We start from the raw sequence: 25,705 nt of genomic DNA on the forward strand, positions 1-25,705 counted from the left end.
TCATGGATTCAACGCTTGTCGATGCGGCGCGCGACGGTATTGCCGGCAACCTGGATGATCTGCACCAGAATGACGAGCAGCGCCACGGTCAGCACCATCACGTCGGTCTGGAAGCGGTAGTAGCCATAGCGGATGGCCAGGTCGCCGACGCCGCCGCCTCCCACCACGCCGGCCACCGCCGAGTACGAAAGAAAACTCACCGCCAGCACCGTCAGCGCCAGCACCAGTCCCGAACGCGCCTCCACCAGCAGCACGCGCCGCACAATCTGCAATTCAGACGCGCCGGCGGCGTGCGCGGCTTCGATGACGCCACGCGGCACGTCGCGCAGGCACTGCTCGACCAGCCGGGCAAAGTAGGGAATCGCCGCGAACGACAGCGGCACGGCGGCTGCCACCGGCCCGATGGACGTGCCCGCGATCACCCGCGTGAACGGCACCAGCGCCACCAGCAGGATGATGAAAGGAAACGAACGCACGGTATTCACCGTCCAGCTCAGCAAGCGATGCAGGATGGGGCGGTCCAGCGACTGCCCCGGCCCGGTCAGGAACACCAGCACCCCCAGGGGGCCGCCCAGCAGGATGGACGCCGCCAGCGCAATCGCCAGCATCAGAAAGGTCTGGCCGACCGCCACGCCCAGCTCGGGCAGCAACTGCACAAAGGTATCCAGCATCATGCGACCTCTTCGTAGGGATGGGTGGCTTCACGGATAAGCTCGCGCCCCAAAGCGGAAGACAGATGCACGTTGGCGCCCGAGATCTCGGCCTGCTCCAGCACCTGTCCGTTTTCCATGACGGCCACGTGGCGGCACAAGGCTCGCACCACAGCCAACTCGTGCGTGACGATCACGATGGTCACGCCCAAGCGCTTGTTGATGTCGCGCAGCACGGCCAACACCGATCGCGTGGTCTCGGGGTCCAGCGCGGAAGTGGGCTCGTCACACAGCAGCACGGCAGGTTCGCTGGCCAACGCGCGCGCGATCGCCACGCGCTGCTTCTGCCCGCCCGATAGTTGCGCGGGATGGCTGGCGGTTTTGTCGGTCAGGCCGACGATCTCCAGGCAATCCCGCACACGCTCGGCGATTTGCTCACGGGTCCGTCCGCCATGCACCCGCAGCGGGAACGCCACGTTCTCGAACACGGTCTCGTTCTGCAATAGATTGAACTGTTGGAAGATCATGCCGATGTGCTGCCGCGCGGCGCGCAATTCGCGTTTGGACAAGCCCGTCAGCTCCGTGCCCGCCACATGGACCGCGCCCGCATCCGGGCGTTCCAGCAGGTTGATCAAGCGCAGCAGCGTGGACTTGCCCGCGCCGCTCTTGCCGATGATGCCGAAGGTGTCGCCGGCGCGGATCGACAGGGACACGTCGCGCACGGCATCGAAGCGGCCGGCGCGCGTGGCGTAGGACTTGCTCACGGCGTCCAGGCGGATCACCGTCTGCGGCACGGCGGAAAGGGGGGAAATCTGGCTCATCGCGGGGTTCCGGTCAGGATCGGGCGCATCAGGAATACGCGGTGGGTTCGGGAATCTGATCCAGCAGCGCATAGCGCCCCAGATCGCGCACCTTGTAGGCCACGGGGTCATGCAAGGTATGCACGCGGGCGTTGCGCCAAAAGCGATCAAAGCCGTGGCGCGCGGCGGTGGAACTGGCGCCCGTCACCTCGAACAGATCGGATCCCACCTCCAGAGCGGCGCGATGGGCCAGCACTTTGGCCTGCGCGCCCGCCACCGCCACCTGTCCACGTTCCTCCGCGGTCACGGACGGCCCTCGTCCCAACGCCTCGTCCAGCGCGTGGCCCGCCTGGTCAGCCAGCGCCTGGGCCGCTTGCACGCGCAGCCAGAATTCACCGAAGCGTTCCTGCACATAAGGATCGTCGGCATGACGCTGCACGCCAGAGGCGAACCACGGCCGCGCGTCCTCGCGCACGTAGCGGCGAGCCTCCTGGAACGCGCCCCGCGCTATGCCCAGGTACAGATTGGTCATGATCAATTGCGCAATCTGCGAACGCAGCGTGGCGCGCGCGGTGGGCGCCGTGCCCGGCGCCTGAAGCACCTGAATCGCTTCCAACCTGACATGATCAAAGCGCACCGTGCCGCTGTCGGTCTGACGCTGGCCGAACGCATCCCAATCCGGATTGACGGTGATGCCATCGGCACGGGTCGGCAGCGCCGCGATCAGCGCCGTGTCGGACGCCTTGTGCCATGCCGAAAACGTCAACAGATCGGACCCGACCGAGCCTGAACTGAAGCTCTTGACGCCATCGATGCGATAGCCGTCCAGTTCCGCGCGGGCGACGACCCGGCGGTCCAACGGGTTCAGCGCATTGCCCCAGAACAAATTGCGCTCGACCGTGGGCCGCAGAAAGTACGCATGCTGCTCGGGCGTGCCGTAGAGCAGCACGCCCGCGATTTGCAGATGGTGGAATCCGAACACGTGCGCCAGGGCGCTGTCGGCCTGGGCCAATTCGCGCACCGCGTGCAATACGGTCGACCAGCTGGCGCCCGTGCCGCCGTGGGCAGTGGGCACCGACAGGCGCAGCAGGCCGCTTGCGCGGATCAGCTCGCGCTCTTGAACGGCGTGCCCGCCCTGGCGGTCGCGTTCGACCGCGGTGGCGGCCAATTGCGTCGCCAGGGTCTCGACGGCTCGCGCCGTGTCCGCGCCACGAGAAGGCGCGGCGCCGGCGGGTTCCGTGTTCCTGGCGTCTCGTGCATCTTGAAGGGATTGAATCTTGGCCATGGTTGAATTCCTAATAAGCGCCGGCAGGGCGCGAAGCGGCGTCCCAGCGCAAGGCGCGGCGCGTCAACGCGCGGATCAGCGCGTCCGTGGCGCTGGCCAGCAGCGCAACCAGCAGAACGCCGAAGAAGATCGAAGCGGCCGGCGGCAAACCGTTGTCTGGCTGTCGCGCCAGATGGCCGATGCCGGAGGGAGCTGCCACGGTCTCGACGACCAGCAGCAAGACCCAAAGCAGCGCAACCGCCGTCCGTGTGCCCGACAGCACGGCGGGCAAGGCGCCGGGCAGGATCACGTCGCGCCAGAGCGGCCCGCCCGTCAGGCCGACCGAGCGGCCCATTTCGATCAGCTTCGGATCCACGGCGCGCACGCCTTGACGTGCGGCTTGATAAACGGGAAAGAACACCGCAGCCGACAACAGGGCCAGCCTGCCGTCTTCCTGAATGTCCGGCCCCAGCAACAGGAAGGCAATAAGCGCCAGCACCGCCACGCCACGCAACATGCGGACGCCCGCATCCAGTACCGGCCCCGCGCTGCGTGACAGGCCGAAGGCGAATCCCGATGCCAAGCCCAGACTCGCGCCCAGCACCAGCGCCACGGCTGCGCGCCACAAACTGACTTGAAGCTGCGGCCACAACTCGCCCGACCCGGCCGATGCAGCGGCTGCCGACCACACCGCGGATGGGGCGGGCAACCACGTTGCGTTCAGCCACCCGGACGCCGATGCCAATTGCCAAAGCGCCAGCAGCGCCACGGGCGTCAGCCAGGACGAAAGCAACAGGCGCACCACGCCGCGGCGGCCGGAGAGGCTGGCGGAGGTCATCAGCTTGCCGATTCCTTGGGCACCAGTTCGGTCGCCATGACTTCGCCGAACGGTCCCGTCAATACCGTGTTGCCGACTTTCCGCTGAACCTTCCCGGGCAGCAGCGGAAACACCAATTCCGCAAACCGATAGGATTCTTCCAGATGCGGATATCCGGAAAAGATGAAAGTGTCGATGCCCAGTTCGGCGTACTCCTGGATGCGGGCGGCGACCGTCTGCGGATCGCCGACCAGCGCCGTGCCCGCGCCGCCGCGCACCAGGCCGACCCCCGCCCACAGGTTAGGCGAGATTTCCAGGTGCGAGCGGCCGCCCTGGTCATCGCTGAGCTTGCCGCCATGCAGCGCGGCCATGCGGCGCTGGCCTTCAGAGTCCATCTTTGAAAAGGCCGCCTGCGCGGCGCGGACGGAGTCTTCGCTAAGGTGGCTGATGAGTTCGTCAGCGGCCGCCCAAGCGGCCGCCTCGGTTTCGCGCACGATGACGTGCAGGCGGATGCCGAAACGCACGGTGCGGCCGTGCCTTGCCGCGCGCTCGCGCACATCCGCGATCTTCCTGGCCACGGCCTCGGGCGGCTCGCCCCACGTCAGGTACACGTCCAGCTGTTCGGCCGCCAGCTCATGCGCCGCCTCCGAGGAGCCTCCGAAATACAAGGGCGGATACGGCTTCTGCACGGGCGGATAGATCACCTTCCCGCCTTTGGACACCAGTTGTTCGCCATCAAAGCTGTAGCCCTCGGCATCGTGGCTGCTTTCCAGGATGCCGCGCCAGATTTTCAGGTAGTCGGCGGTAATCGCGTAGCGTTCGTCGTGGCTGACGAAGACGCCATCGCCTTCCAATTCGCCCGGGTCGCCGCCCGTCACCACATTGACCAGCAAGCGGCCTTCGGACAGGCGGTCGAACGTGGCGGCCATGCGCGCCGAGAACTGCGGAGAACTGACGCCGGGACGGATCGCCACCAGGAATTTCAGATTGCGGGTGGCCCCGATCAGGCTGGAGGCCACCACCCATGCGTCCTCGCAAGACCGGCCGGTCGGCAGCAGCACGCCGTCATAGCCCAGCGTGTCGGCGGCCACGGCCACCTGGCGGAAATAATCGTAGCTGGCGGCGCGTGCGCCTTGGCTAGTGCCCAGATAGCGAGAATCGCCATGCGTGGGGATGAACCAGAAAACATCCATTGCGGAAACTCCGGGTCAGACGCTGAAGCCGCCCGCTAGCGCGAGGCGACCCAGGTCATAGGCTTCATGGGCAACGACGCCGCGTGGCAGCACCTGTTCGGCCAGCCGGTCGACAGAGTCCTCCAGCCGTACGCGCACGTCATCGTCGATATGGATGCGGCCATCGTCTTCCACGCGCACCTGTTTGTCGGTGGCGTAGACGCCGGCCAGGATGTGCCGCGCACCCAAGGCGGACAGGACCGGCTTCAGGCCGTATTCCAGCGCCAGAAGATGCGCGGGGCTGCCACCCGTGGCAATGGGCAGCACCACCTTGCCTGCCAGCGCCTTTTCATCCAGCAAATCCAGCACGGCCTTCAGGCCGCCGGAAAACGATGCCTTGTAGACCGGCGTTGAAATCAGCACCGCGTCGGCGGTCGACACGCGCGCCCGCAACGCGCCCGCGGCGGCGCCAGCATAGTGCCCTTCGATCAATTCTTCGGCGGGAATGTCCCGCAGGCCCAGTTCGACCACGCCCAGGCCACGGGAACGCAGCAGGTGCGCCGCATGGCGCAGCAAAGCGGAAGAACGGGAACGTTGCGACGGGCTGCCCGCCAACGTGATGATGCTCATGATGGTTCGCCAGTGTCGCGCGTTAGAAAGCGGGAATGAGGGAACCCTTGAATTCCTTCTCGATGTAGGCGCGTACCTCGGGGGACTGGTACGCGGACACCAGCTTTTTTACCCAGGGCTGGTCGCGGTCTTTCGTGCGCACGGCAATCACGTTGGCATAGGGGCCGTCGGCCGCCTCGCGTCCGATCGCGTCGCGCGCCGGCACCAGGCCTGCCTGCTCGGCGTAATCGTTATTGATGGAGGCTGCCGTCAGGTCGTCCAGCGACCGGGGCAGCTGGGCGGCGTCCAGCGCCACCAACTTGATCTTGCGCGGGTTGGACACCACATCCAGCGGCGTTGCAGTGTTCTTCTGCTCGGCTTCCGGCTTCAAGGTAATGATCTTGTAGGCCGCCAGCAGACGCAGCGCGCGATTGCCGTTGGAGGGATCGTTCTGAATGCCGACCGACGCGCCTTCGGGCAGATCGTTCAGCGATTTGATCTTGCGGGAATAGAAGCCCAGCGGGGCCGTGATGGTCAGGCCGACGGGAACGATATCGAAGCCACGCGCCTTGATCTGGTTTTCCAGGAACGGCTTGTGCTGAAAAGCGTTGGCGTCAAGATCGCCCGCGTTGAGCGCGGCGTTGGGCAGTTGATAGTCGTTGAATTTGACGAGCTTGATGGTCAGGCCGTCGCGAGCGGCAACTTGCTGGACCACATCGAAGATCTTCTCGGCGGTGCCGACCGAGATGCCCACCGTGATCGTGGATTTCTCTGCGGCCCCGGCGGGTGATGCAAAGGCGACACCAAGCACGGTGGCGGCGGTAAACAGGCGGAGCAGCGATGACATTGTCTTGTTCCAGGGATTGGAAAGAATGGAACGATTCTGTCATCGCACCGCAGCGGCGAAAAATACTTAGTCGGTATGAAGATATGTCGCGGATGTTGCGCTATCGCGCGGTAACTGCGATTTGGAAATATGGCGTTATTGCGTGCGGTTGTTAAGGGCGGATGTTTCGGCGAACTTGCAGGAATGACCTGCCATCGTAGGATGGGTGTAGTGCGCTCGGTTGCTCCCGCGCAAGCCAATGCCTGCCGCACGCAACCCATCGGGCAAGGATGCTGTCGTGGCAGGAGTAGCCAGGCGTTCACCGTTGCTTGATGGGTTGCGCGCGATGGGCATTCGGGTTCTTGCTTGAGGCGTCTCGCGCTACACCCATCCTACGGTCTGTTTCGTGCCTTTTCGTCCTACGTGTTCCGGCGGCAGCTCGGCCCTGCCCGCGCCGAACAGCTTCTCTCGCAGCGGTCCTTCCGCATACGCGGTCTTGTAGGAGCCGCGGCTTTGCAGCTCGGGCACCACCAGATCGATGAAATCGCCATAGCATTCGGGCGTCACGGTGCGGGCCAGATTGAAGCCGTCGATATCCGTCTCGGCCACCCAGGATTCCAGCTCATCGGCCACCTGCGCGGCGCTGCCCACCAGTGCCGGGTATCTGCCGCCCAGCGCCATGTCGGCCAGCAGGTCTGTCACCGTCCGATCCGTCCGGGAAACCGTCAGATGCTTCACCGCCGACTCGATTGCGTTGTTCTTGACGTAGCGGATCGGTTCGTCCGCCCCATAGCGTGAAAAATCGATTCCCGTCGAACTGGCATAGTGCGCCAGGCCGGCTTCCGCATTCGCGTAGCGCAGGTACTCGGCATGCTTGGCGCGGGCGTCCGCCTCCGTCCTGCCCACCACGGCCGTCACGCCCATGAAGAACTTGATTTCGCGCGGATCCCGGCCTTCTCGGGCGACCGCCGCGCGCACCTCAGCCACCAGCTTGCGCAAGCCTTCCTTCGTCTGGCTCGACACGAACACGCATTCGGCATGGCGCGCGGCAAACGCCTGGCCACGTCCCGATGAACCTGCCTGATAGAGCACCGGCGTGCGCTGCGGCGACGGTTCCGACAAGTGAAAGCCCTGCACCTTGTAATACTTGCCCTGGTGGTCCACCCGGCGCACGGCCGCGGGGTCCGCATAGACGCGCGCCGGCTTGTCGGCCTTCACGGCGTTGCGATCCCAGCTGTCTTCCCAGAGCTTGTAGGTCACTTCAAGGAATTCATCGGCGCGGTCGTAGCGTTCGTCGTGCGCAATCTGCTCGGACAGGCCCATCGCGCGCGCGGCGCTTTCCAGATAGCCCGTGACGACGTTCCACCCCATCCTGCCTTGAGTCAGATGGTCAAGGGTCGAGAAGCGGCGTGCCAGCAGGTACGGCGCTTCATAGGTGAGATTCACCGTGACGCCAAACCCCAGATTCCGCGTGACCGCCGCCATGGCGGAAATGGTCAACAGCGGGTCGTTCACCGGAAGTTGAATCGATTCACGCAACGTCAAGTCGGCCGAGTCCTGGTAGACGTCATACACGCCCACGATGTCAGCCAGGAACAGCCCGTCAAACAGGCCGCGCTCAAGCAACTTCGCCAGATCGGTCCAGTAATCCAGGGTCTTGTACTGGGTCGATGTGTCCCGCGGATGCGTCCACAGGCCGTGATTGATGTGTCCCACGCAGTTCATGTTGAATGCGTTCAGGAGGATTTGCTTCTTCGCCATGATGTGCGGTTCCGTCAAGATCAGGTCGTGCCAACGCGGCCAGGCGCGATGTCGTTCAAGTAGTAGTTGCCGACGGCGTGCCGCTTCCAGCGCACCGGATCATGCAGCGTGTGCGTGCGCGCGTTGCGCCAGTGCCGGTCCAGGTTCAGGTGGTCCAACGTGGATTGCGCGCCGGCCAGTTCAAACAGCTTGGTGCCCGCGGCAAGCGAGGCCTCCGTTGTCAGCGCACGGGCTTCCGCCACGGCGATGGCGGCGGCCGCCACCGTGGCGGGCGTGCTGCTGGCGGTAGCCACGTCAAGCACCCGCCCGGCTCGCGCGACCAGCGCGCGGGCCGCGTCCAGGCGGATGGACAGACGGCCGAACTCGCTGATGGTCAGCGGATCGTCCGCGGCTCGTTCGACGTTGGCGTCGATCCATGGCCGCGAGCGCTCGCGCACGAACGTCACGGCGTCCGCCAAGGCGGCCTGGCCGATCCCCAGATCGATGGCCGCGTGAATGATCTGGGCCAGCGGCTTGATCGTATTGGGCGGCCCGGCAGGGTCCGCCAACAGCAACACGTCCTCGGCTGGCACCGCCACATCCTTGAAATGCACGGTGCCGCTGCCGGTGACGCGCTGGCCGAAGCCCGACCAGTCGTCGATGATTTCCACGCCCGGACTGTCGCGACGCACGATGGCCAGCCGCTGAATGCCGTCCGTGTCCACGACGGCTGTCGGAATCCACTGGGCGTACAGCGCGCCCGTGCAATAGAACTTGCTGCCATTGATGCGCCATCCCCCTTGCGGATCGGGGGTCAGGCTGGTGCGGCGTTCAGCAGCGGTACGTGTGCCGGTTTCGGCCAGCGCATTGCCGAAGCGTTCGCCGGCAAGCGCCCTCGCATAGAAGCGGCGGTGCTGATCCGCGTTGCCGTTCACCCGCAGCACTTCCAGCGCGTAGTAGTGGTTTTGCGGAATCTGGCCCAACGAGCCGTCGGCAGCCGAGATGATGGCCGTGACTTCCGCCAGCGTCACCCGCGATACGCCGGCCCCGCCGTGGTCACGCGGCACCGTAATGCCCCACAAGCCGGATTGGGAGTAACGCTCCAGCTCAGGCAATGGAAGACGGCGTTCGCGATCGCGCTGCGAAGCCTCGCGCGCGAAGTCTTCAGCCAGCGTGCGTGCCACATCCAGCGCCTGCCTGTCGTTGTCGATAATCGCCGCGCGGCGCGGCGCCAGGGTTGAGATCTTTTCGTATGGCATCGCGTCAGATCCAGGAATGGCGATTGGGCCGCTGGCCGTTGAGCACGTAGTTGCCCACCGCGTGATACTTCCATCGCACCGGGTCGTGCAGCGTATGCGTGCGCGCATTGCGCCAGTGCCTGTCCAGATTGAATTCGGCCAGCGACGCCCGCGCGCCAGACAATTCAAACAGTTTCTCGCTGGCGGCCAACGCAACCTCGGTGGACACGGCCTTGGCGCGCGCGACGGCGATCGACGCCGCGGCCACGTCGTCGGCATCCAGCGTGCGGCCCCGTGCGTCATCCAGAAACCGCGCGGCTTCCGTCAAGAGCGCCTGGCTGGCGTGCAGGTCGATGTACAACTGCCCCACGTCGGCAATCACGTAAGGGTCCTGCGTGGCGCGTTCGACATTCGCCTCCGCCCATGGACGCGCGCGTTCGCGCAGAAAGGTCACGGCGTCCTGCAACGCACCCTCGGCGATGCCAACGTCGATTGCAGCCTGGATCAGTTGCGCGAATGGCCCTTGCAGGACCGGCGCCTGTTGCGCCTTCCACGCGGGCAGGATGCTGTCCGCCTCCACGCGCACCTGATCAAGCAGCACCGTCCCGCTGGCGGTCGTGCGTTGGCCAAAGCTGGACCAGTCGTCCACCACCGAAAGGCCCGGCGTGCCGCGTTCCAGAATGACCGTGACCAGACGGCCTTCGGTGTCCAGCACCTTGGACGGTATCCAATGCGCGAACAGCGCACCCGTCGAGTAGAACTTGCGCCCGCTGACGCGATAGCCCTCGCCGTCGGGCACCAGACGCGCTTCGATGTCGCGCGTGTTCTTCGTGTGACGTTCTGGTCCGGCGTTGCCCAGCCGGCGGCCGGCCAGCACGCCCTCGTAGTAGTGGCGTTGCTGCGCGGGCGATCCCGTCAGCCGCAAGAGGTTCAAGAAGCCGAAATGGTTCTGCGGAATCTGGCCCAGGGACGGGTCCGCCGCGCTGATGAGGCGGAACACGTCGGCCAACGTCACGTGAGAGACGTCGGCGCCGCCATATTCACGCGGCACGGTGATGCCGCCCAGCCCGCTGGCTGAATAGCGTTCGATCTCACGCCAGGGCAGGCCGCGCTCACGGTCGCGCTGCGCCGCGCCCAGCGCGAAATCGGCCGCCAGCGCTTGCGCGGCTTCGATGGCATGGGCGTCGTCGCGAATGCGGGCGGCGGGCACAAGGCGCGGCGCCTCATCCCCTTCCTGAATTGAGGTGGTGCTTGAAGCGTGCGGCATGTTGCGCCCCGGCATTGGGAAAACATGCAGCCTATCGGGGCGTCGTCGCGCACGGAAGGACGGAATTCTTATGCGGTTATTTGAAATCGGTATATGCGCCTGACGCCGCCTTCGCCCCTTGTTAGCAAGCGCGATCCGCACATAACGAAATCACCAAAGAATGTTTGCGGACGGTATCGGCGCTTGCTTAGAGTCGAGGCTTTTCCGCGTCCACCACCCGCCATGCCTGAACTGGATTTCCCCCGACCGACCTTGACGCTGGATTATGACGGCGCGCTGGAAGCCCGGTTGTTCGACGATATCCGCCTGACCGTCGCGCCGCACATCCCGCCCGCACGGATCGATCCCCCGCGTGATCTGGCCAACCGCGACGAGCGCTTTGCCGCCGCGGATTACGCCGTCTGGAACACCGTACACGATCTGTTCATCACCCAGGTCGCGGCCCACGCCATTGCCGGCCTGTTCAAGGACGACACCGAATTTCAATTCGCGCTGGCCCGCCAGCTTGGCGATGACGGCGCCCACGCGGAATTCTCGCGCGGACGCGCCTGGGCATTGCGGGGAGCCGATCCGCTGGACCAGGTTGAGCGAGGCGTGCAGGAATCCTGGGACTTGATCGGCGGGTTCGCGCTACGCAACTGGCAGAATTTCCTGGCCTGGCAGTTCCACTACGAGCACTACATCCTGGCACGCCTGTTCGTGAACCGGCGCACGGCGCGAGTGCTGGATTTTGGCCACCGCGAGTTCGGCGAAAACCGCATCCTGCCCGATGAGGAAGCGCACCGCATCCGCATCACGCAATGGTGGCTGAACAAGCTGGATCGGGCAGACCCCGCGCAGCGCGAGGACTGGGTGGCGGGCCTGATCCAGGCGGACGAAGACGTCCAGCGCAGGCTAGGCCCATACCTGCGTGATTCCTGGCAGTTGAACCAGCGCGCCACCGGTCTGGACACCCGCAACCATATCGCGCTGTACGACGCCTGGCGCCGCGAGCTTCTGGCCACGCTGGTCCGGCGCGACCCCGCCGATCTTCCCTCCCTGACCAGCCTGGCCGCCTGAAACATCCGGCCGCACCCCATTTGACGAAGGAAACCTTCATGACGCAGCAACTGCCCCCCGCTGGCGAAGCCGGCCACGCGGACGAACCCGCCAACCCTCTGCGCCGCTGGCTGATGAGCGCAGGCGCCCTGATGGGTGCAAGCGCCCTCTTTCCCAATGTGATCTTCGCGCCCGCCTACGCCGACACCCAGAGCCTGCCCAATACGATCGATGGCGCGGCGCGCGGCGGCGTGCTCAACGCGGTCGTCCACCCGGAGCCGCCGACGCTGGCCTTCTATCTGAATTCGTCCACGCCCACCGGCGCGGTTGCCAGCAAGATTTTCGACGGACTGGTGGAATACGGGCCCGACTTGAAGCCGCGCCCCGTATTGGCTGAAAGCTGGAGCGTGTCCGAGGACGGCAAGACCCTGACCTTCAAACTGCGCCAGGGCGTGCTGTGGCACGACGGCAAACCGTTCACCTCGGCCGACGTCAAATGGTCGGCGGAAGAGATCTGGCTAAAGCATGCGCCCAGCGCGCGGCGCGTGTTCCAGTATTTGCAGAAAGTCGAGACGCCCGACGACCACACCGTCGTGCTGCACCTGTCGCAGCCCACGCCAGTGGCATTGAATGCCATCGACTCACTGGGCGCACCCATCCTGCCGCGCCATCTGTTCGCCGGCACGGACATTCAGAACAACCCGTACAACAACAAGCCGATCGGTACCGGCCCCTTCGTGTTCAAGGAATGGAACCGGGGCAACTACATCGTGCTGGAGAAGAACGACAAATACTGGCAACCGGAACGCCCCTATCTGGACCGCATCGTCTGGAAGATCATTCCCGATGTGTCCGGACGCGCCACCGCGCTGGAGACGGGTGGCGTCGCCTACGGCGAACGCAACCCGGTCGCCTTCACGGACGCGACGCGGCTGTCCAAGCTGCCCAAGCTGGCGGTGGACACCTCGGGCTACAACGGTTTTGCCGCCTGGCTCTGGCTGGAAGCCAACCTGCGCGACCCCATCCTGTCCAATCTGAAGGTCCGCCAGGCCATCGCGCACGCCGTCAATAAACAGGTACTGGTGAAGACGGTATGGAATGGCTATGCCGAACCCTTCGTCAGCCCCGTGCCTTCGCTGGTCAAGCCGTATCACAACCCCAACGTGCAGCAGTATCCGTACGATCCGGCGCTGGCCGAAAAGCTGCTGGACGAAGCGGGCTACCCGCGAAAGGCCGACGGCTGGCGCTTTGCCCTGACCCACGACTACATCCCCTTTGGCGACGACTACCGGCGCACTGGCGAATTCGTGCGGCAGGCGCTGCGCAAGATCGGCATCGACGTGACCTTGCGCGGCTTGGACCTGGCCACCTGGACGCGCAACGTCTTCACCGACTACAACTTCCAGCTCATCAGTTCCTGGGGCACGGTGCTGATCGATCCGCAACTGGGCGTGGAGACGCGCTACTGGAGCAAGGCCGAGGCCAAGGGGACGCCCTGGTACAACGTGTCGGGCTACAACAACCCCGACATGGACCGCGCGATCGAAGCCGCGCAGGTCGAGACCGATCCCAAGAAGCGCATCGACCAGTACAACGAGGTGCAGCGTCTGGCGCAACGCGATCTGCCGCTGATCGGCCTGTTCGAGTTCCGCTGGTTCGGTGTCTGGGACAAGCAGTTGCGCAACGTGACCGACGCTTCATCGCATTCGCGCAACAACTTCGCCAATGTCTGGCTGGGCAAGGCCTGACGGCCGCCGGAAATTCGCCATGTCCCTACGCCTGCCCCGCCCGGTGCGCTACCTGCTGCAAATCCTCTTCGTGGTCGGTGCGACGGCCATCGCCAATTTTTTCCTGCTCAAACTGGTGCCCGGTGATCTGGTCGATGTGATCGCCTCCGAGAACAGCGGCATCACGCCCGAACACGTGGCCGAGCTTCGGGTGGCGTATGGCCTGGATCAGAGCGTGCTGGCGCAATTGGGCTATTACCTGAAAAGCCTGCTGTCGCTGGATCTTGGATACTCGTTCCGCTACGGCGAACCCGTGGCCGATCTGATCTTCGGACGCCTGCCGGCCACCTTGGCACTGATCGGCACGGGGCTGGCGCTGTCCGTGGCGTTGGGGGTCTTGCTGGGCGTGCTGGCGGCACGCCGCCCGCACGGCTTGCTGGACACCCTGCTGTCGGCGCTGGCAACGGCGGGCTATTCGGCGCCAATGTTCTGGACGGCGCTGATGCTGATCGTGGGATTCGGCGTGCATCTGAACTGGCTGCCCGTGGGCGGCATCCGCGACGTGGGCGCGGCGTATGAGGGCTGGGCGCTGTGGGTGGATCATGCCCGTCACCTGGCGTTGCCCGTGGCAACGGTTGCGATCTACTACGTCGCCATCTATGCGCGGCTGTCACGGGCATCGATGATCGAAACCTTGCAGGAAGACTACATCCGCACGGCGCGCGCGCGCGGCAATGGCGAGGCGCGCGTGATCTGGCGGCATGCGCTGAAGAACGCCATGCTGCCGGTCATCACCATGCTCGGCCTGCAAAGCAGTGCGTTGCTGGGTGGCAGCATCGTGGTGGAAACGGTGTTCGCCTGGCCAGGCCTGGGCCAGCTGTCGTTCGAGGCCATTGCCAGCCGAGACGTCAATCTGCTGTTGGGCATCCTGTTGATGAGCGCGGCGCTGGTAGCGTTGATGAACATCGCCGTTGACGCCTGCTACGGCCTGTTGGATCCCCGCGTGAGAAAGACATGAAACAGATTCCGCTTGCCGCGCTGCGCCTGCTGCGCACGCCGTCGGCCGCCGTGGGCGCGACGATCCTGCTGATCGTGCTGGCCGCTGCCGCCAGCGCGTCGTGGCTATTCCCGGACGATCCTCTGGAAATGGTCGGCGCTCCCTTCACCTGGCCGGGCGAAGACGCCGCCTTCCCGGCCGGCACCGACCTGATGGGCCGCGACATCCTGGCCGGATTGTTCCACGGCGCGCGCGTCTCCCTGCTGGTGGGCGGCGCGTCGGCAGCGATCGCGCTGGTCATTGGCCTGCTGGTGGGCGCCTTCGCGGGTTATGCAGGGCCGCGCACCGACGCCGTGCTGATGCGCATCACCGAACTCTTCCAAACCGTGCCGTCCTTCCTGCTGGCCATCGTGCTGGTGGCCATCATGGGCCCGTCGCTCGCCACCATCATCTTCGCCCTGGGCGTGACCTCCTGGACCGGCATTGCAAGGCTCACGCGGGGCGAATTCATTTCGCTACGCGAACGCGAATTCGTCCGCGCCGCGCAAACACTGGGGGCAAGCCATGCCCGCATCATCTTCCTTGAAATCCTGCCCAACGCCCTGCCGCCCATCATCGTGACGACAGCCGTGCTGGTCGCGCACGCCATCCTGTCGGAAGCCGGACTGTCATTCCTGGGGCTGGGCGACCCCAACGTGGTCAGCTGGGGCAGCATGGTCGGCGCGGGGCGCGAGGCGCTGCGCACCGCCTGGTACATGACGGCCCTGCCCGGCCTGACCATCATGGCCACGGTGCTGGCCTTGAACCTGCTGAGTGACGCGATCAACGACGCGCTCAATCCCAAATTGCGGCGGCATCGCGTGGCGCCTGCACCCGCTGCGGCGCGGTAGCCCCAACCCAGGCCATCATGATGACTACGCTAATCGACATCCAAGGACTGGACGTGGCCTTTCCCGGCCACCAGGCCGTTCGCGGGCTGGACCTGCAATTGCGCGGCGGAGAAACGTTGGCGCTCGTCGGCGAGTCCGGCTGCGGCAAGTCCACCACCGCGCTCGCCCTGCTGGGCCTGCTGCCGCGCCATGCCCGTGCGACCGGCCGCATCCTGTTTGAAGGACATGACCTGCTGACGCTGCCGGAACGCCAGCGCTGCGCGCTGCGCGGCAACCGTATTGCCATGATCTTCCAGGAGCCGATGACCAGCCTGAACCCCGTCCTGACACTGGGCGACCAGATTGGCGAGGCACTGCGCCTGCATCGCGGCGCCAGCGCCCGCGCCGCCCGGGCGCGCGCCATTGAATTGCTGGACCTGGTGCGCGTGCCCGAGCCGCAGCGCCGCGTGGACGACTATCCGCACCGGCTGTCGGGCGGGCAGCGCCAACGCGCCATGATCGCAGCCGCCATCGCCTGCCAGCCCGCGCTGCTGGTGGCCGACGAGCCCACCACCGCCCTGGACGTCACCGTGCAGGCGCAGATCCTGCAACTGTTGGACGACCTGCGGTCGGAATTGAACATGGGACTGCTGCTGATCACGCATGATCTGGCCGTCGTCGGAGAATGGGCAGACCGCGTGGCCGTGATGGTGCGAGGCGAAAAGGTCGAGGAAGGACCCGCCACGACCCTGCTGAGCCAGCCGCGCCATCCCTACACCCAGGGACTGCTCGGCGCCTCGCTGCGCCTGGACGACGCGACCCACTACAGCAGATTGCGGCTGCCAGAGATCCGCACGCGCCTCGATCCGGCGTCGGGGCGTCCGGTATTCGGCCTGGTCACGCCCGACCGTGTGCCCGTTGCCGCCAACGACCCCACGCCCATCGGAGCGCCGCCGTTGCTGCAAGTGCAGGACCTTCGGGTGCAGTACCAGACGGCCCAGGGCCCGAGCACCGCGGTGGACGGTGTGTCGTTCCAGCTGGCGCTCGGGGAAACCCTGGGGCTGGTCGGCGAGTCTGGCTGCGGAAAGTCGACGCTGTCGCGCACGCTTGTGCGCTTGCTGGCGCCCGCATCCGGCCGCATTCTGCTGCGCGGCGAAGACACCGCGCATCTGGACCGCAGCCGCCTGGCCGCCTACCGGCAGAGCGTGCAAATGATCTTCCAGGACCCCTATGCCTCGCTCAATCCCCGCCACACCGTCAATGACATCCTGGAAGCCGCATTGCGCATCCACCGCGTCAAGGACAGGCAGGAACGGCGTCAGCGCATTCTCCGCATCCTGGATGCGGTGGGGCTGCCGCGTGAGGCGCTCGCGCGGTATCCGAGCGAGTTCTCGGGCGGGCAGCGCCAGCGTATCGGCATCGCCCGCGCCCTGGTGCTGCGCCCGGCGCTGGTGATCTGCGACGAACCGGTCTCTGCGCTGGACGTCTCGGTGCAGGCGCAGATCCTGAACCTGCTGGTGGATCTGAAATCCGAATTCCGCTTGTCTTACCTTTTCATCTCGCACGACCTGTCGGTGGTTCATTACCTGGCGGATCGGGTGCTGGTGATGAATGCGGGCCGGATCGTCGAAGAAGGCCCCAACGCCACCCTGTGGCGCGATGCCCGGCACCCCTATACGCGCAGCCTGATCGCCGCGTTGCCCCAAGGGCTTTCCCCAGGTCCGGGTCCAGACCAGGAGGCGCTGCGCAGAACGGCCTGACCCAGCCACGATCAGACGGACGCCCTCCTCCTTACGCGGGACTGGATTGCGGGCAACGGCGAGCCTATACTGAATTCGCCGTTGCTCGACATTCCTTTTCCTAAAGGAGAGGCAACATGTACAGGCACTTGCTCATCGCCGTGGATGGCTCCTTGCTGTCAGAATCGGCTTTCAAGCGCGGGCTCATTTTCGCCAAGGAAATGGGCGCCACGATCACCCTCATCCGCGCCATTCCGGAGGACCATCTGCTGGTCTATCAGGCCGAGATGCTGGGCACCACGCAGGCGCATCACACCGACCAGGCGCGCAAGAACGCGCAGGCCTATCTGGACGGGCTGGAAATGGAGGCCCGTCATGCGCTGGTGCCGTGCAATATCGTCGTCATGGTCAACGATCACCCGCACGAGGCGATTGTCGAGACCGCGAAGGGCCAGGGCTGCGACCTGATCATCATGGGTTCGCACGGGCGCCACGGCATGACCGGGTTCCTGCTGGGCAGCGAGACCCAGCGCGTGCTGGCCAAGACCCGACTGCCCGTGCTGGTGTTCCGCTAGCTTGTTCCGCGCCGCGTCACGCTGCCGGGGCCAGCGCGTGCTGGAAGGTAAAGCTGTCGGCGTATAGATGATCCAGGCTGGCGCCCCGTCCTGCCAGCAGATGCTTGGCCTGTTGGATCATGGCGGGCGCTCCGCACAGGTAGATGGCGTGTTCGGACAGGTCGCCGTGGTCTTCCAGAACGGCGTCCTGCACATGGCCGCGCCGACCCTGCCAGCCCGCGTCCGCCCGAGACAACACGGGCACGAAATTGAATTCGTACAACCGGCCGGCCCAACTGGCGATCTCGTCTTGCAGATACAGGTCGGCTTCGGTGCGCATGCCCCAATACAGGCTGACGGGCGGGCAATCTTCCTTGTCCAGCAGGGATTCCAGAATCGCTTTGATCGGCGCGATGCCGGTGCCGGTTGCCATCATGATGAGCGGGCGCCAGTCTTCCTCGTGATAACTGAAGACGCCCAGCGGCGCTTCGATCCGCAGGGAGGCGCCGGCCTGCGCCTGGCCCAGCCAATGATCGGTGTAGCGGCCGCCCGGAATGCGGCGCACGTGAAAATCCACCGTTTGGCCCGGCGACGCGCTGGCCATGGAAAAACTGCGCGTTTCGCCGTCGGGCAACAATACATTCATGTATTGGCCGGGCACGAAATCCAAGGCGTCACCGGGCAGGGCCAGCGTCAGATGGAGGATGTCATCGGTATAGGCTTCGATGCGCTCGATGGTGGCGGAAAGGTGGCGCGGTTCCGGAAACACCTGGCGGCTGCTTGCCACGCTGATGCACAGATCGCTTTCCGGCCGCGCCTGGCAGGCCAGCGCATAGCCTTCGGCGGCCTCTTCCGGCGTCAACGCCATGGGAAATTCGTCATAGCGCACCGTGCCGGACTCCAACTTGATGCGGCAGGTGCCGCAGCCGCCGAAGGTGCACTCGTGCGGCAGCTTGACGTCCGCCCGCCCGGCGGCTTCCAGCACGGATTCACCCGCGTCGACCACGAAGGCGTCGCCGGTTTCCAGGATATGCACACGGTATGCCATGACCGGCCTCGCTTATTTCTTGATGTCCGCCTGCACCAGCACTTTCATGCCACGCGGCTCCAGCAATTCAGCCAATGCCGCCAATGCAGCCACGCCCGCCTGGGTGTCCTGTTCGCCGTTGCCGCCGCTCAGGCCCACGCCGCCGATCACCTCGTCGTTCACCACGATGGGAAAGCCGCCGACGAACACGGCGAACTTGCCGTCAAAGCTCCACTGGATGCCGAAGGCCTCGTTGCCCGGCAGCGCCGGACCATTGGGCGGCGTGTTGAACAGATGCGTCGAACGCTTGTGGCCAGCTGCGGTGAAGGCCTTGTTCCAGGCGATCTGCGGGCCGGTGATGCGGGCGCCGTCCATGCGTTCCAGGGCAATGGGATAGCCGCCGTCATCCACGATGCAGATGGATTCCAGCACGCCGATCGCTTCTGACTTGGCCATGGCCGCGCGCACCATGACACGCGCTTCTTCCAGTTCCAGGCGATATATCTGTTTCATTGGGATAGCCTCTTGAGTGGTCCGCGCCTTAACCGGCGCGGTAGACGGTCTTGATCTGCGTGTAGAACTCCAGGCCCACACGGCCGGATTCCCGGAACGTGGACGTACTGGAGTGTTTCAGTCCGCCAAACGGGGCGTTGATCAGATTGCCCGTGGTGGTGCGGTTGATCTTCACCGTGCCCGCCTGGATGTCGCGGGCAAAGCGATGCGCATAGCGCGCGTCCGTCGTGGCAATCGCGGCGGACAGGCCATATTCGGTGTCATTGGCCTTGGCAATGGCGTCGTCATAGCCATCGACTTCGATCAACGCGATGACGGGGCCGAAGATCTCTTCGCGCGCAATGCGCATTTGCTGCGTGACATCGGTGAAGAGCGCCGGTGTCACGTAATAGCCACGGTCAAAGCCCGCGCCGGTCAGTTGCTCGCCACCGCACACATGCGTGGCTTCCTCCTTGCCGATCGCGATATAGCTCAGCACGTTGTCCAGCTGCTTTCGCGTGGCCAGCGGACCCAGATCGAAAGTTCCGTCCAGCCCGTTGCCGATGGTCAGCGCCTTGATCCGCGCCACCAGCTTGTCGGTGAAGGCCTGGCGCACCTTGGCGTCCACCAGCACGCGGCTGGTGCCCGTGCATGCCTGGCCGCTTAACGAAAAACCGCCCTTCACGGCCAGGTCCACGGCACGGTCCAGGTCAGCGTCGGCCAGCACGATCAACGGATTCTTGCCGCCCAGTTCCATCTGCGTGCGAGTGGTCAGGCCGACGCCACGGTGGATCTGTTCGCCTGCGGCGGTGGAACCGGTGAAGGAAATCGCGCGTACCGCGCGGGCGGTGGTGATCGCCGGCCCGACGGCGGCGGCAGGGCCGATCACCAGGTTCAGGACGCCCGCGGGCAAACCTGCCTGCACGAAGGCCTCGGCCAAGCGATAGCCGGACAGCGGCGCGTCCGACGACGGCTTGAACACGACGGTGTTGCCCGTGATCAGCGCCGGCGCGATCTTGCGGGCGGGAATTGAAATGGGGAAGTTCCACGGCGAGATCACGCTGACGACACCCAGCGGTTCGCGCTGGCTATAGACGACCATGTCCGGATCGTCATTGACGAAGGTCTCGCCCGTGAAGCTCTGCCCTTCCACCGCGTAGAAGCGGATCGTCTGAGCCGAGCGCAACACTTCGTCCTTCGCCAGATTGAGGCCCTTGCCCTCTTCGCGGGTCAATTCGCGGGCGAAGGCGTCGGCGTGGTCTTCCAGATACTGGGCGGCGCGGAACAAGATCGCGGCGCGCTTGGAAATCGGCGTGTCGCGCCAGTTGGCGAAAGCCCCGTCGGCCGCCTCCACCGCGCGCCGGGCGTCTTCGGCGTCCGACACCGGAAAACGGCCCACGATATCGGAGGTGTCTGCGGGATTCAGATTGGGGGCCGTCCGGCCGGTGGCGCTGGGCACCCAGGCGCCGCCGATGTGGTTCATGAATGCCTGTTGCGAGAGATCGTCCACGGAAGTGCTTCCTTGTCCTGTGCGGGAGTGGCCGGAAATCGGTCGTCTGAGATAACTTCTGAACATTGTATACTTTAATCACTTAAGGACGATACGTGAAAACCCCAGGCTTGCCAGTGAAAAGGGGCCCCGCAGGGCCCCTTTTCGTGGGGTCTGGCCCGGTGGTCAGGCCCAGATCAGGACGGCGCAGATGGTGGAGACGAATAGCGCCAGCAGCACGGGTAACAGCAGGGCGCGCACCAACGACAGCACGTTCACCCGCGCGAACCCCGCCACTGCAATCAGCGACGACCAGGCGATCAAGGTGCCGCCGCCCGTCCAGACCGCGCCCATCTGACCCACGGCCGCCAAGGTCGCGGGGTCCACGCCCACCACGGGGCCCAGGGCGCCAGAGAGCGTGCCGGTCAACGGCAGGCCAGCGAACCCCGAGCCGTCGATGCCGGTGATCATGCCCACCAGCAGTACGCCAAAGGCCACCAGGAAATGATTTTCTGGAATCAGGTGCTGGCCGGCGGAGATCACCTCGAACAACAGCCCGGGGGCTTGCGCCTGCGGCATGCCCAGGATCTGCGCGGCGGTCTCGTTGGCGCCCACGAAGAAGAACCCGGCGATCGGCAGCACGGACCCCATGGCCTTGAAGGCAAAGACGAAGCCGTCCGTCACGTGCTCGGGGCACACGTCCAGCATCTTGCGGGGGCCTTCCGCCGCCAGCGTCACCAACATCATCACCACAAAGGCCACGCCGCCGACCAGCGCGGCCGCGTCGCCGCCCCGCAGGGCCGGCACCGACGGGAATATCCGGGGCACCACCATGACGGCGATCACGGCCAGGAAGGCCAGCGGCGTCACCACGGCAAAGGTCTTGGACCAACGCACGCGACGGCGCTCTTCGTCGCTTAGCGCCGGACCTTGCGGCAACGCCGGGTCGGCGCCCATCGTGCCGCGCGCCAGTTCCGCCTTGTCAAACGAGCCCGATTGTTCAATACGCGCCAGGCTGCCGTCCTGGGCGCGGGCTTGCCAGGCATCCAGCAACGCCGGACTGGCGGGCACGATGTGCTTGCGGATCAACAGATAGGCCGTCACCAGCGCGACGGCGCCGGTAATCAACGACAACACCAGCGCACGGTCGGCCACCACCGCTGCGCTGACGGCCGCGCCCGCCGCCTTGGCGCTGATGCTGGGGGCCACTCCGATCACGTAATCCGACGACAGCGCCATGCCTTGGCCGGCGATGGCGATCGCCATGGCACCGGCCAGCGGCGGCAGCCCGGCCGCGATGGCCGCGGGCAGCAAGATGGCGGATACCAGCGGCACGGCAGGCGTGGGCCAGAAGAACAACGAAATCACATAGGTACAGAGGGCGATGATCACGAAGGAGGAATGCCCCCCGCGCATCACCCGCCGGAACGGCTGCACCATGCGCACATCCGCCTGCAAGGTCTTCAAGGCGTTCAGCAGGGCGGTCATGAAGGTAATGACCAGGAAGATGTTGAACAGCTCTTTCGCGGCCACGAAGCTGGCCGAGAAAATGCCGATCAGCGCACTGATCGGATTGCCCGTGATGGCCAGCACCACCAGGAAAGTGCCAATTACCGATGGCACCACCACGTTGGCCCGCAAGATCATCGTCAGGATGATGGCGGCCACGCTGATCAAGTACATCCAATGAGCAGCGTTGAGCACGACGTCGGATTGCATGCGAGATTCCCCTTGTGACGTGGCTGTTAGGTCGCCACAATCGGTATACTATATTTCGTTGTGAGCCATACCAATCGAAATATGCAGCGCCTAGGGAAACCGATAATTCTGAAAAACCCATGAATAACCGGCTAAAAACAAGGGTTTACCCTAGGAATCCTGAATATCATTGAGATCGTCGATTTTCACAAATTGACTATCGTATACATATAAGGTCACTCAATCGCATGCTGCCTACCCTGCCGTTTCCCGATCTTTGGCACTACGCCGCCATGGCATTGGTGGTGTTCGGCGCCGCGATAGCGCAAGGCGTGGGCGGCATCGGCTTCGCGATGTTCGCGGCGCCGGTGGCGGCGATGTTCTTTCCCCAGTTGGCCCCGGGCCCGCTGCTGACGCTGGGCGGCTTCATTTCCCTGCTGACCGCCCTGCGGGAGCGTGCCTTCATCGACTGGTCCGCCGTCTCGTATGCGCTGGCGGGCCGGGTGGTGGGCACGTTGATTGCCATCTACGCCATGGCGCGCTTTGCGCCGCAGGCGTTGGGCGTGCTGTTCGCCTGCCTGATCCTGACCGCCGTCGCGCTCAGCGTGGCGGGCCTGCGCTTTACCGCCACGCCAGGACGGGTTTCCGGGGCCGGCGTGGCCTCCGGCATCATGGGCACGATGACCTCGGTCGGCGCGCCCCCCATTGCCATCGTGCTGCAACACACCGCGCCGCCGCGGCTGCGCGCCACCCTGGGCGTGGTGCTGTTCCTGGGATCGATCTTCTCGCTGGCCATGCTGGCGCTGGCCAAGCGATACACGGGTTACCACGCCGGGCTGGCACTCAGCCTGGCGCCCTTCCTGCTGGCAGGTTTCGCGGTCTCCAACCGGTTGCGCACCTTGTTACCGCCTCATGCCGTGCGCGGCGTGCTGCTGGCGGTCTGCGCGCTGGGCGCGGCGGGCGTGTTGGTCAAAGCCTTCTGGGGCGCCTGATGCGGCGCTTCTGCAACGGCGCGCGGCTACACCCGGTAATACAATGGAGACTGTATCCATTAATCCAGACATGCTCGCCATGACCACTTCGCCCGTCAGCCCGCAAGCCGTAGAGACGCAGTCTTCCGCTCCGCTGAAGATCGGCGAGCAGCATCCGCAGCTGTTTGCCGTGATCCGCGACAAGCTGCGCGAACGCATTCTCAGTGGCGAGTTCACGCCCGGCGACCGCCTGGTCGAAGGCCGCTTGTCCGAGGAAATGGGCGTATCGCGCATCCCGGTGCGCGAAGCCCTTCGCGCCTTGGCGGCCGAAGGCCTGGTCACCATCGAGCCCCGCCGTGGCGCGTCCGTGTCGGTGCTGTCCGATGCGGTCGCCTACGACATGGTGGAAGTTCGCGCCACGCTGGAAGGCCTGAACGCCAAACTGGCCGCCCAACGCCGTGACGCCAAGACGGTCGAACGCCTGCAAGCCTTCCTGCGCGAAGGCACGGAGGCCGCGCGCGGCGAACAGCTGGACAAGTTCCTGGCGCTGAATTCGCAGTTCCACGAAATGCTGGCCACCATCGGCGGCAACGTGGTGCTGACGGATCTGATGCGTTCGCTGCGCGACCGCACGGCGTTGCTGTTCGCGCCCAGCAACATGCACCGCGCCAAGGCAAACTGGGACGAGCACTCGCAGATATTGAACGCGGTCATCGCCGGCAATGGCGACTTGGCCGCGCTGCTGGCCAGCCAGCACGTGCACAACGCGGCCAAGGCCTATACCGATACCCAGCAGCAGCACGCAGCGGCGGACTGAGGAGAATCCCTGGGCGGCGCAAGGGCGCCTGGCCGCCCGACCTGCCTAGCGAGTGGCGTCGACCGTGTCGGACGCGGCACCCACCACGACGCCCTTGCCGTTCTGCACGACCCAGGACACCTTGACGTCGCCATTCACGAACGTCTGGCATGCCATGCGGTAGCCAGCGTCGAAGTCTTCAGGGCGCAGGTGCTTGCGCTCTTTCGGCTTGATCGCATCGGTGTTTTCAAGCCCTTCCTCGATGCGGCACTTGCAGGTGCCGCACAGGCCGCCCCCGCATTTGAACGGGATGCCGCCTTTTTCCTTCAACGACACGCGCAGCAGGTTGCTGTTCTCGGGCGCGGTCGCCACCATGCCGCCGTTCGAGATGAAAGTGATCTGAACCATGTCGTTCAATGCTCCGCAACCGCGGCATTCGTCCGCAGCGTCAACGTGGATTCCATGCTGCCGAATCGCGTCAGGTGGGCCAGTTCCTTGCGGGCCGCCTCCACCGAGGCGAACTTCTCCAGGAACTTGGACGGCACGCGGTTCACCACATAGGGCGGCGTTTCTTCCGTCACGACCAGGCGCGTATCGCCGTGCAAGCGGGCGATCCGGAAAACCGCCAGCGCACGTCCATAGAACACATAGTCGTAGGTTTCAATGATGTCGACCTCGTCGCCCACCTCGGTGCGGAACACCCCGGGCTTGGTCGTCAGAATCACATACACGGAGTCCATCGCCATCATGCCTCCATGTCCTGTAGCAGTTCGACGTCGCTGCTGAGCCATAGCTGGCACGCCAGCCGGTAGCCCTGGTCGACGCGATCGCCCAGCTGCTTTTTTTCCTTCCAGTTCACGGGCGGCAGGTGCTCGGCGCCGGCCAGCACGCGGCACGCGCATTTGGCGCATTTGCCCATGCCGCATTCATAGCGCAGGTGCGGATAGGGAAACTGCTTGATGCCGGCCCGCACCACCAGGTTGGTGTTGTCCTTCACCACGTCGGTGTAGGTCTGGCCGCCTTTATGGAATACAACGGTAGGCATGAGTCTGTTGTCCAGGAGCTGCGGGCCAGCCGCGCCGTTCGCACGGCGCGGCCGGGAAAACCGGGTAGGGATCAGGCGGCCAGGCCCAGTTCGGGAAGCTTGATCTCTTGCTGCACGTAGTCGGTGTAGAGCGCCGTGGTGTACAGCAGCCGCATCTGGGCGCCGACTTCGCAGATCTTCAGGCAGCGCTGTTGCAGCTCGACCGTGTTGGCGTGTTCCAGCACGATCTGATAGCCGCGTTCGCCGTGGATCTCGTCCGACACGATGTGCAGGTCGAAGAACTCCACTTCCTCATCGGTGAAGCCGTACTTGTCGCGCAGGGTCGGCGTCTGCTTGCGGTAGATGGACGGCACCTGCGATTCCAGCCCCACGACAAGACCCGCCACCGCAACGATGGGGTCTTCGCGCATGGCTACGGCGTAGCACCAGCTTTGCAGCGCGCGCGTGGTGGGCGACATGTTGTCGGGATTGGTCACCCGTTCCCGGGTGGTGCCGCAGGCTTCGGCAAAGCGTATCAACAGGTCGGTATGCCGGTCGCCGCCGATTTCCTCTTCATACATGTTGGCCAGCAGGAAGTCCTTGGCCTCGGTGTAGGTGTCGGGCGTGCGGGCATACAGATAAGCCAGATAGTCCGCGAACGGACCCACGTAGTGGTAGTGGTTCTCGGCCCATCGCGACAGGTGCTCGCGGCTGAGCTTGCCTTCAGCCCAGGCGATGGAAAAGGGCGAAGCGTTGGCGCTCTTGCCCTTGATCGCGTTTTCCAACGCGGTACGGAATTCATCTCGGTTCATCAGTTCTGCCATGACGCGCTCCAGTCCAGTGGGAGGAATTCCAGGCTGTTCTAGCCCGGCCATGTTGAACATTGTATACCGTCTACTCT

The 25,705-nt window shown here is 65.1% G+C and carries 26 protein-coding genes; 8 read left to right on the top strand and 18 right to left on the bottom strand.

Annotated features, from left to right (window positions below; all coding sequences use genetic code 11):
- Positions 1–8 precede the first annotated feature (8 nt).
- The 10 genes from HV753_RS16475 to HV753_RS16520 form a co-directional block, all read right to left on the bottom strand.
- Positions 9–671, bottom strand: coding sequence for a methionine ABC transporter permease (locus HV753_RS16475; protein ID WP_175176184.1), 663 nt, complete (start codon positions 669–671; stop codon positions 9–11).
- Positions 671–1,471 (bottom strand): methionine ABC transporter ATP-binding protein, encoded by an 801-nt coding sequence (locus HV753_RS16480; RefSeq protein ID WP_175175585.1) that lies wholly within the window; start codon positions 1,469–1,471, stop codon positions 671–673. Before HV753_RS16480 ends, HV753_RS16475 begins: the two co-directional genes overlap by 1 nt.
- Positions 1,472–1,499: 28 nt before the next feature.
- Entirely contained in the window at positions 1,500–2,735 is a 1,236-nt protein-coding gene (locus HV753_RS16485; RefSeq protein WP_175175586.1) for an acyl-CoA dehydrogenase family protein, read from the bottom strand.
- A 10-nt stretch (positions 2,736–2,745) separates the two neighbouring features.
- Complete coding sequence (locus tag HV753_RS16490) at positions 2,746–3,552, bottom strand: ABC transporter permease subunit (protein ID WP_175175587.1); 807 nt, start codon at positions 3,550–3,552, stop codon at positions 2,746–2,748.
- Positions 3,552–4,724 carry an FMNH2-dependent alkanesulfonate monooxygenase gene (gene ssuD / locus HV753_RS16495; protein ID WP_175175588.1) on the bottom strand — a complete coding sequence of 391 codons (1,173 nt, stop codon included), beginning with the start codon at positions 4,722–4,724 and terminating at the stop codon, positions 3,552–3,554. Before ssuD ends, HV753_RS16490 begins: the two co-directional genes overlap by 1 nt.
- Positions 4,725–4,739: 15 nt before the next feature.
- A complete protein-coding gene (ssuE, locus tag HV753_RS16500) occupies positions 4,740–5,333 on the bottom strand; it encodes an NADPH-dependent FMN reductase (protein WP_175175589.1) in 594 nt (197 codons plus the stop codon).
- 22 nt (positions 5,334–5,355) lie between these two features.
- Positions 5,356–6,159 (bottom strand): MetQ/NlpA family ABC transporter substrate-binding protein, encoded by an 804-nt coding sequence (locus HV753_RS16505; RefSeq protein WP_175175590.1) that lies wholly within the window; start codon positions 6,157–6,159, stop codon positions 5,356–5,358.
- Between the two features lie 360 nt (positions 6,160–6,519).
- On the bottom strand, positions 6,520–7,899 hold the full coding sequence (locus HV753_RS16510; protein WP_175175591.1) for an LLM class flavin-dependent oxidoreductase: 1,380 nt from the start codon (positions 7,897–7,899) through the stop codon (positions 6,520–6,522).
- A gap of 20 nt (positions 7,900–7,919) precedes the next feature.
- Positions 7,920–9,137, bottom strand: coding sequence for an SfnB family sulfur acquisition oxidoreductase (locus tag HV753_RS16515; RefSeq protein ID WP_175175592.1), 1,218 nt, complete (start codon positions 9,135–9,137; stop codon positions 7,920–7,922).
- A 4-nt stretch (positions 9,138–9,141) separates the two neighbouring features.
- A complete protein-coding gene (locus tag HV753_RS16520; RefSeq protein WP_175175593.1) occupies positions 9,142–10,383 on the bottom strand; it encodes an SfnB family sulfur acquisition oxidoreductase in 1,242 nt (413 codons plus the stop codon).
- Positions 10,384–10,605: 222 nt separating this feature from the next.
- On the opposite strand from HV753_RS16520, the gene HV753_RS16525 reads away from it, so the two are divergent.
- From HV753_RS16525 to HV753_RS16550, 6 genes are all read left to right on the top strand, one after another.
- Entirely contained in the window at positions 10,606–11,442 is an 837-nt protein-coding gene (locus HV753_RS16525; protein ID WP_175175594.1) for a hypothetical protein, read from the top strand.
- Positions 11,443–11,480: 38 nt separating this feature from the next.
- Positions 11,481–13,169, top strand: a complete 1,689-nt coding sequence (locus tag HV753_RS16530) for an ABC transporter substrate-binding protein (protein WP_175175595.1) — start codon at positions 11,481–11,483, stop codon at positions 13,167–13,169.
- Between the two features lie 19 nt (positions 13,170–13,188).
- Entirely contained in the window at positions 13,189–14,166 is a 978-nt protein-coding gene (locus HV753_RS16535; RefSeq protein WP_175175596.1) for an ABC transporter permease, read from the top strand.
- Complete coding sequence (locus HV753_RS16540; RefSeq protein ID WP_175175597.1) at positions 14,163–15,035, top strand: ABC transporter permease; 873 nt, start codon at positions 14,163–14,165, stop codon at positions 15,033–15,035. Before HV753_RS16535 ends, HV753_RS16540 begins: the two co-directional genes overlap by 4 nt.
- Positions 15,036–15,055: 20 nt before the next feature.
- A complete protein-coding gene (locus HV753_RS16545; protein ID WP_175176185.1) occupies positions 15,056–16,774 on the top strand; it encodes an ABC transporter ATP-binding protein in 1,719 nt (572 codons plus the stop codon).
- A 116-nt stretch (positions 16,775–16,890) separates the two neighbouring features.
- Positions 16,891–17,328, top strand: a complete 438-nt coding sequence (locus HV753_RS16550) for a universal stress protein (protein WP_175175598.1) — start codon at positions 16,891–16,893, stop codon at positions 17,326–17,328.
- A gap of 16 nt (positions 17,329–17,344) precedes the next feature.
- Here the strand turns inward: HV753_RS16550 and HV753_RS16555 are convergent, their stop codons facing one another.
- The 4 genes from HV753_RS16555 to HV753_RS16570 all read right to left on the bottom strand — a co-directional run bounded on the left by HV753_RS16555 (position 17,345) and on the right by HV753_RS16570 (position 22,034).
- Positions 17,345–18,355, bottom strand: coding sequence for a 2Fe-2S iron-sulfur cluster-binding protein (locus HV753_RS16555; RefSeq protein WP_175175599.1), 1,011 nt, complete (start codon positions 18,353–18,355; stop codon positions 17,345–17,347).
- A gap of 12 nt (positions 18,356–18,367) precedes the next feature.
- Complete coding sequence (locus tag HV753_RS16560) at positions 18,368–18,847, bottom strand: GlcG/HbpS family heme-binding protein (protein WP_175175600.1); 480 nt, start codon at positions 18,845–18,847, stop codon at positions 18,368–18,370.
- Between the two features lie 28 nt (positions 18,848–18,875).
- Entirely contained in the window at positions 18,876–20,309 is a 1,434-nt protein-coding gene (locus tag HV753_RS16565; RefSeq protein WP_425485907.1) for an aldehyde dehydrogenase family protein, read from the bottom strand.
- Between the two features lie 192 nt (positions 20,310–20,501).
- The gene (locus HV753_RS16570) at positions 20,502–22,034 is read right to left on the bottom strand and encodes a hypothetical protein (protein ID WP_175175602.1); all 1,533 of its coding nucleotides are present in this window, start codon (positions 22,032–22,034) and stop codon (positions 20,502–20,504) included.
- Positions 22,035–22,261: 227 nt separating this feature from the next.
- Between HV753_RS16570 and HV753_RS16575 the strand changes: the two genes are divergently transcribed.
- Both HV753_RS16575 and HV753_RS16580 read left to right on the top strand, forming a co-directional pair.
- Positions 22,262–23,005: a sulfite exporter TauE/SafE family protein gene (locus HV753_RS16575; protein ID WP_175175603.1), complete on the top strand. Its 744-nt coding sequence runs from the start codon at positions 22,262–22,264 to the stop codon at positions 23,003–23,005.
- Positions 23,006–23,084: 79 nt separating this feature from the next.
- Complete coding sequence (locus HV753_RS16580; RefSeq protein ID WP_175175604.1) at positions 23,085–23,801, top strand: GntR family transcriptional regulator; 717 nt, start codon at positions 23,085–23,087, stop codon at positions 23,799–23,801.
- Between the two features lie 45 nt (positions 23,802–23,846).
- On the opposite strand, the gene HV753_RS16585 is transcribed toward HV753_RS16580, so the two are convergent.
- The 4 genes from HV753_RS16585 to HV753_RS16600 all read right to left on the bottom strand — a co-directional run bounded on the left by HV753_RS16585 (position 23,847) and on the right by HV753_RS16600 (position 25,628).
- Entirely contained in the window at positions 23,847–24,197 is a 351-nt protein-coding gene (locus tag HV753_RS16585) for a 2Fe-2S iron-sulfur cluster-binding protein (RefSeq protein WP_175175605.1), read from the bottom strand.
- Positions 24,194–24,520, bottom strand: a complete 327-nt coding sequence (locus tag HV753_RS16590) for a ferredoxin (RefSeq protein ID WP_175176186.1) — start codon at positions 24,518–24,520, stop codon at positions 24,194–24,196. Before HV753_RS16590 ends, HV753_RS16585 begins: the two co-directional genes overlap by 4 nt.
- A 5-nt stretch (positions 24,521–24,525) precedes the next feature.
- Positions 24,526–24,825 carry a 2Fe-2S iron-sulfur cluster-binding protein gene (locus HV753_RS16595; protein ID WP_105559542.1) on the bottom strand — a complete coding sequence of 100 codons (300 nt, stop codon included), beginning with the start codon at positions 24,823–24,825 and terminating at the stop codon, positions 24,526–24,528.
- A 71-nt stretch (positions 24,826–24,896) separates the two neighbouring features.
- A complete protein-coding gene (locus HV753_RS16600; protein WP_175175606.1) occupies positions 24,897–25,628 on the bottom strand; it encodes an iron-containing redox enzyme family protein in 732 nt (243 codons plus the stop codon).
- Positions 25,629–25,705: the final 77 nt, after the last annotated feature.

It is taken from the genome of Achromobacter pestifer (assembly GCF_902859625.1).
Taxonomy (GTDB): domain Bacteria; phylum Pseudomonadota; class Gammaproteobacteria; order Burkholderiales; family Burkholderiaceae_B; genus Achromobacter; species Achromobacter pestifer.

Bases quoted from the DNA above. Each gene is read 5' to 3' on its own strand.
- HV753_RS16600 (WP_175175606.1), bottom strand. From the start codon at position 25,628: ATGGCAGAACTGATGAACCGAGATGAATTCCGTACCGCGTTGGAAAAC.
- HV753_RS16510 (WP_175175591.1), bottom strand. From the start codon at position 7,899: ATGGCGAAGAAGCAAATCCTCCTGAACGCATTCAACATGAACTGCGTG.
- HV753_RS16520 (WP_175175593.1), bottom strand. From the start codon at position 10,383: ATGCCGCACGCTTCAAGCACCACCTCAATTCAGGAAGGGGATGAGGCG.
- HV753_RS16595 (WP_105559542.1), bottom strand. From the start codon at position 24,825: ATGCCTACCGTTGTATTCCATAAAGGCGGCCAGACCTACACCGACGTG.
- HV753_RS16565 (WP_425485907.1), bottom strand. From the start codon at position 20,309: ATGAACCACATCGGCGGCGCCTGGGTGCCCAGCGCCACCGGCCGGACG.
- HV753_RS16480 (WP_175175585.1), bottom strand. From the start codon at position 1,471: ATGAGCCAGATTTCCCCCCTTTCCGCCGTGCCGCAGACGGTGATCCGC.
- HV753_RS16575 (WP_175175603.1), top strand. From the start codon at position 22,262: ATGCTGCCTACCCTGCCGTTTCCCGATCTTTGGCACTACGCCGCCATG.
- ssuE (WP_175175589.1), bottom strand. From the start codon at position 5,333: ATGAGCATCATCACGTTGGCGGGCAGCCCGTCGCAACGTTCCCGTTCT.
- HV753_RS16580 (WP_175175604.1), top strand. From the start codon at position 23,085: ATGACCACTTCGCCCGTCAGCCCGCAAGCCGTAGAGACGCAGTCTTCC.
- HV753_RS16545 (WP_175176185.1), top strand. From the start codon at position 15,056: ATGACTACGCTAATCGACATCCAAGGACTGGACGTGGCCTTTCCCGGC.
- HV753_RS16475 (WP_175176184.1), bottom strand. From the start codon at position 671: ATGCTGGATACCTTTGTGCAGTTGCTGCCCGAGCTGGGCGTGGCGGTC.
- HV753_RS16560 (WP_175175600.1), bottom strand. From the start codon at position 18,847: ATGAAACAGATATATCGCCTGGAACTGGAAGAAGCGCGTGTCATGGTG.
- HV753_RS16540 (WP_175175597.1), top strand. From the start codon at position 14,163: ATGAAACAGATTCCGCTTGCCGCGCTGCGCCTGCTGCGCACGCCGTCG.
- HV753_RS16485 (WP_175175586.1), bottom strand. From the start codon at position 2,735: ATGGCCAAGATTCAATCCCTTCAAGATGCACGAGACGCCAGGAACACG.
- ssuD (WP_175175588.1), bottom strand. From the start codon at position 4,724: ATGGATGTTTTCTGGTTCATCCCCACGCATGGCGATTCTCGCTATCTG.
- HV753_RS16490 (WP_175175587.1), bottom strand. From the start codon at position 3,552: ATGACCTCCGCCAGCCTCTCCGGCCGCCGCGGCGTGGTGCGCCTGTTG.
- HV753_RS16515 (WP_175175592.1), bottom strand. From the start codon at position 9,137: ATGCCATACGAAAAGATCTCAACCCTGGCGCCGCGCCGCGCGGCGATT.
- HV753_RS16590 (WP_175176186.1), bottom strand. From the start codon at position 24,520: ATGGACTCCGTGTATGTGATTCTGACGACCAAGCCCGGGGTGTTCCGC.
- HV753_RS16525 (WP_175175594.1), top strand. From the start codon at position 10,606: ATGCCTGAACTGGATTTCCCCCGACCGACCTTGACGCTGGATTATGAC.
- HV753_RS16570 (WP_175175602.1), bottom strand. From the start codon at position 22,034: ATGCAATCCGACGTCGTGCTCAACGCTGCTCATTGGATGTACTTGATC.
- HV753_RS16550 (WP_175175598.1), top strand. From the start codon at position 16,891: ATGTACAGGCACTTGCTCATCGCCGTGGATGGCTCCTTGCTGTCAGAA.
- HV753_RS16535 (WP_175175596.1), top strand. From the start codon at position 13,189: ATGTCCCTACGCCTGCCCCGCCCGGTGCGCTACCTGCTGCAAATCCTC.
- HV753_RS16505 (WP_175175590.1), bottom strand. From the start codon at position 6,159: ATGTCATCGCTGCTCCGCCTGTTTACCGCCGCCACCGTGCTTGGTGTC.
- HV753_RS16530 (WP_175175595.1), top strand. From the start codon at position 11,481: ATGACGCAGCAACTGCCCCCCGCTGGCGAAGCCGGCCACGCGGACGAA.
- HV753_RS16555 (WP_175175599.1), bottom strand. From the start codon at position 18,355: ATGGCATACCGTGTGCATATCCTGGAAACCGGCGACGCCTTCGTGGTC.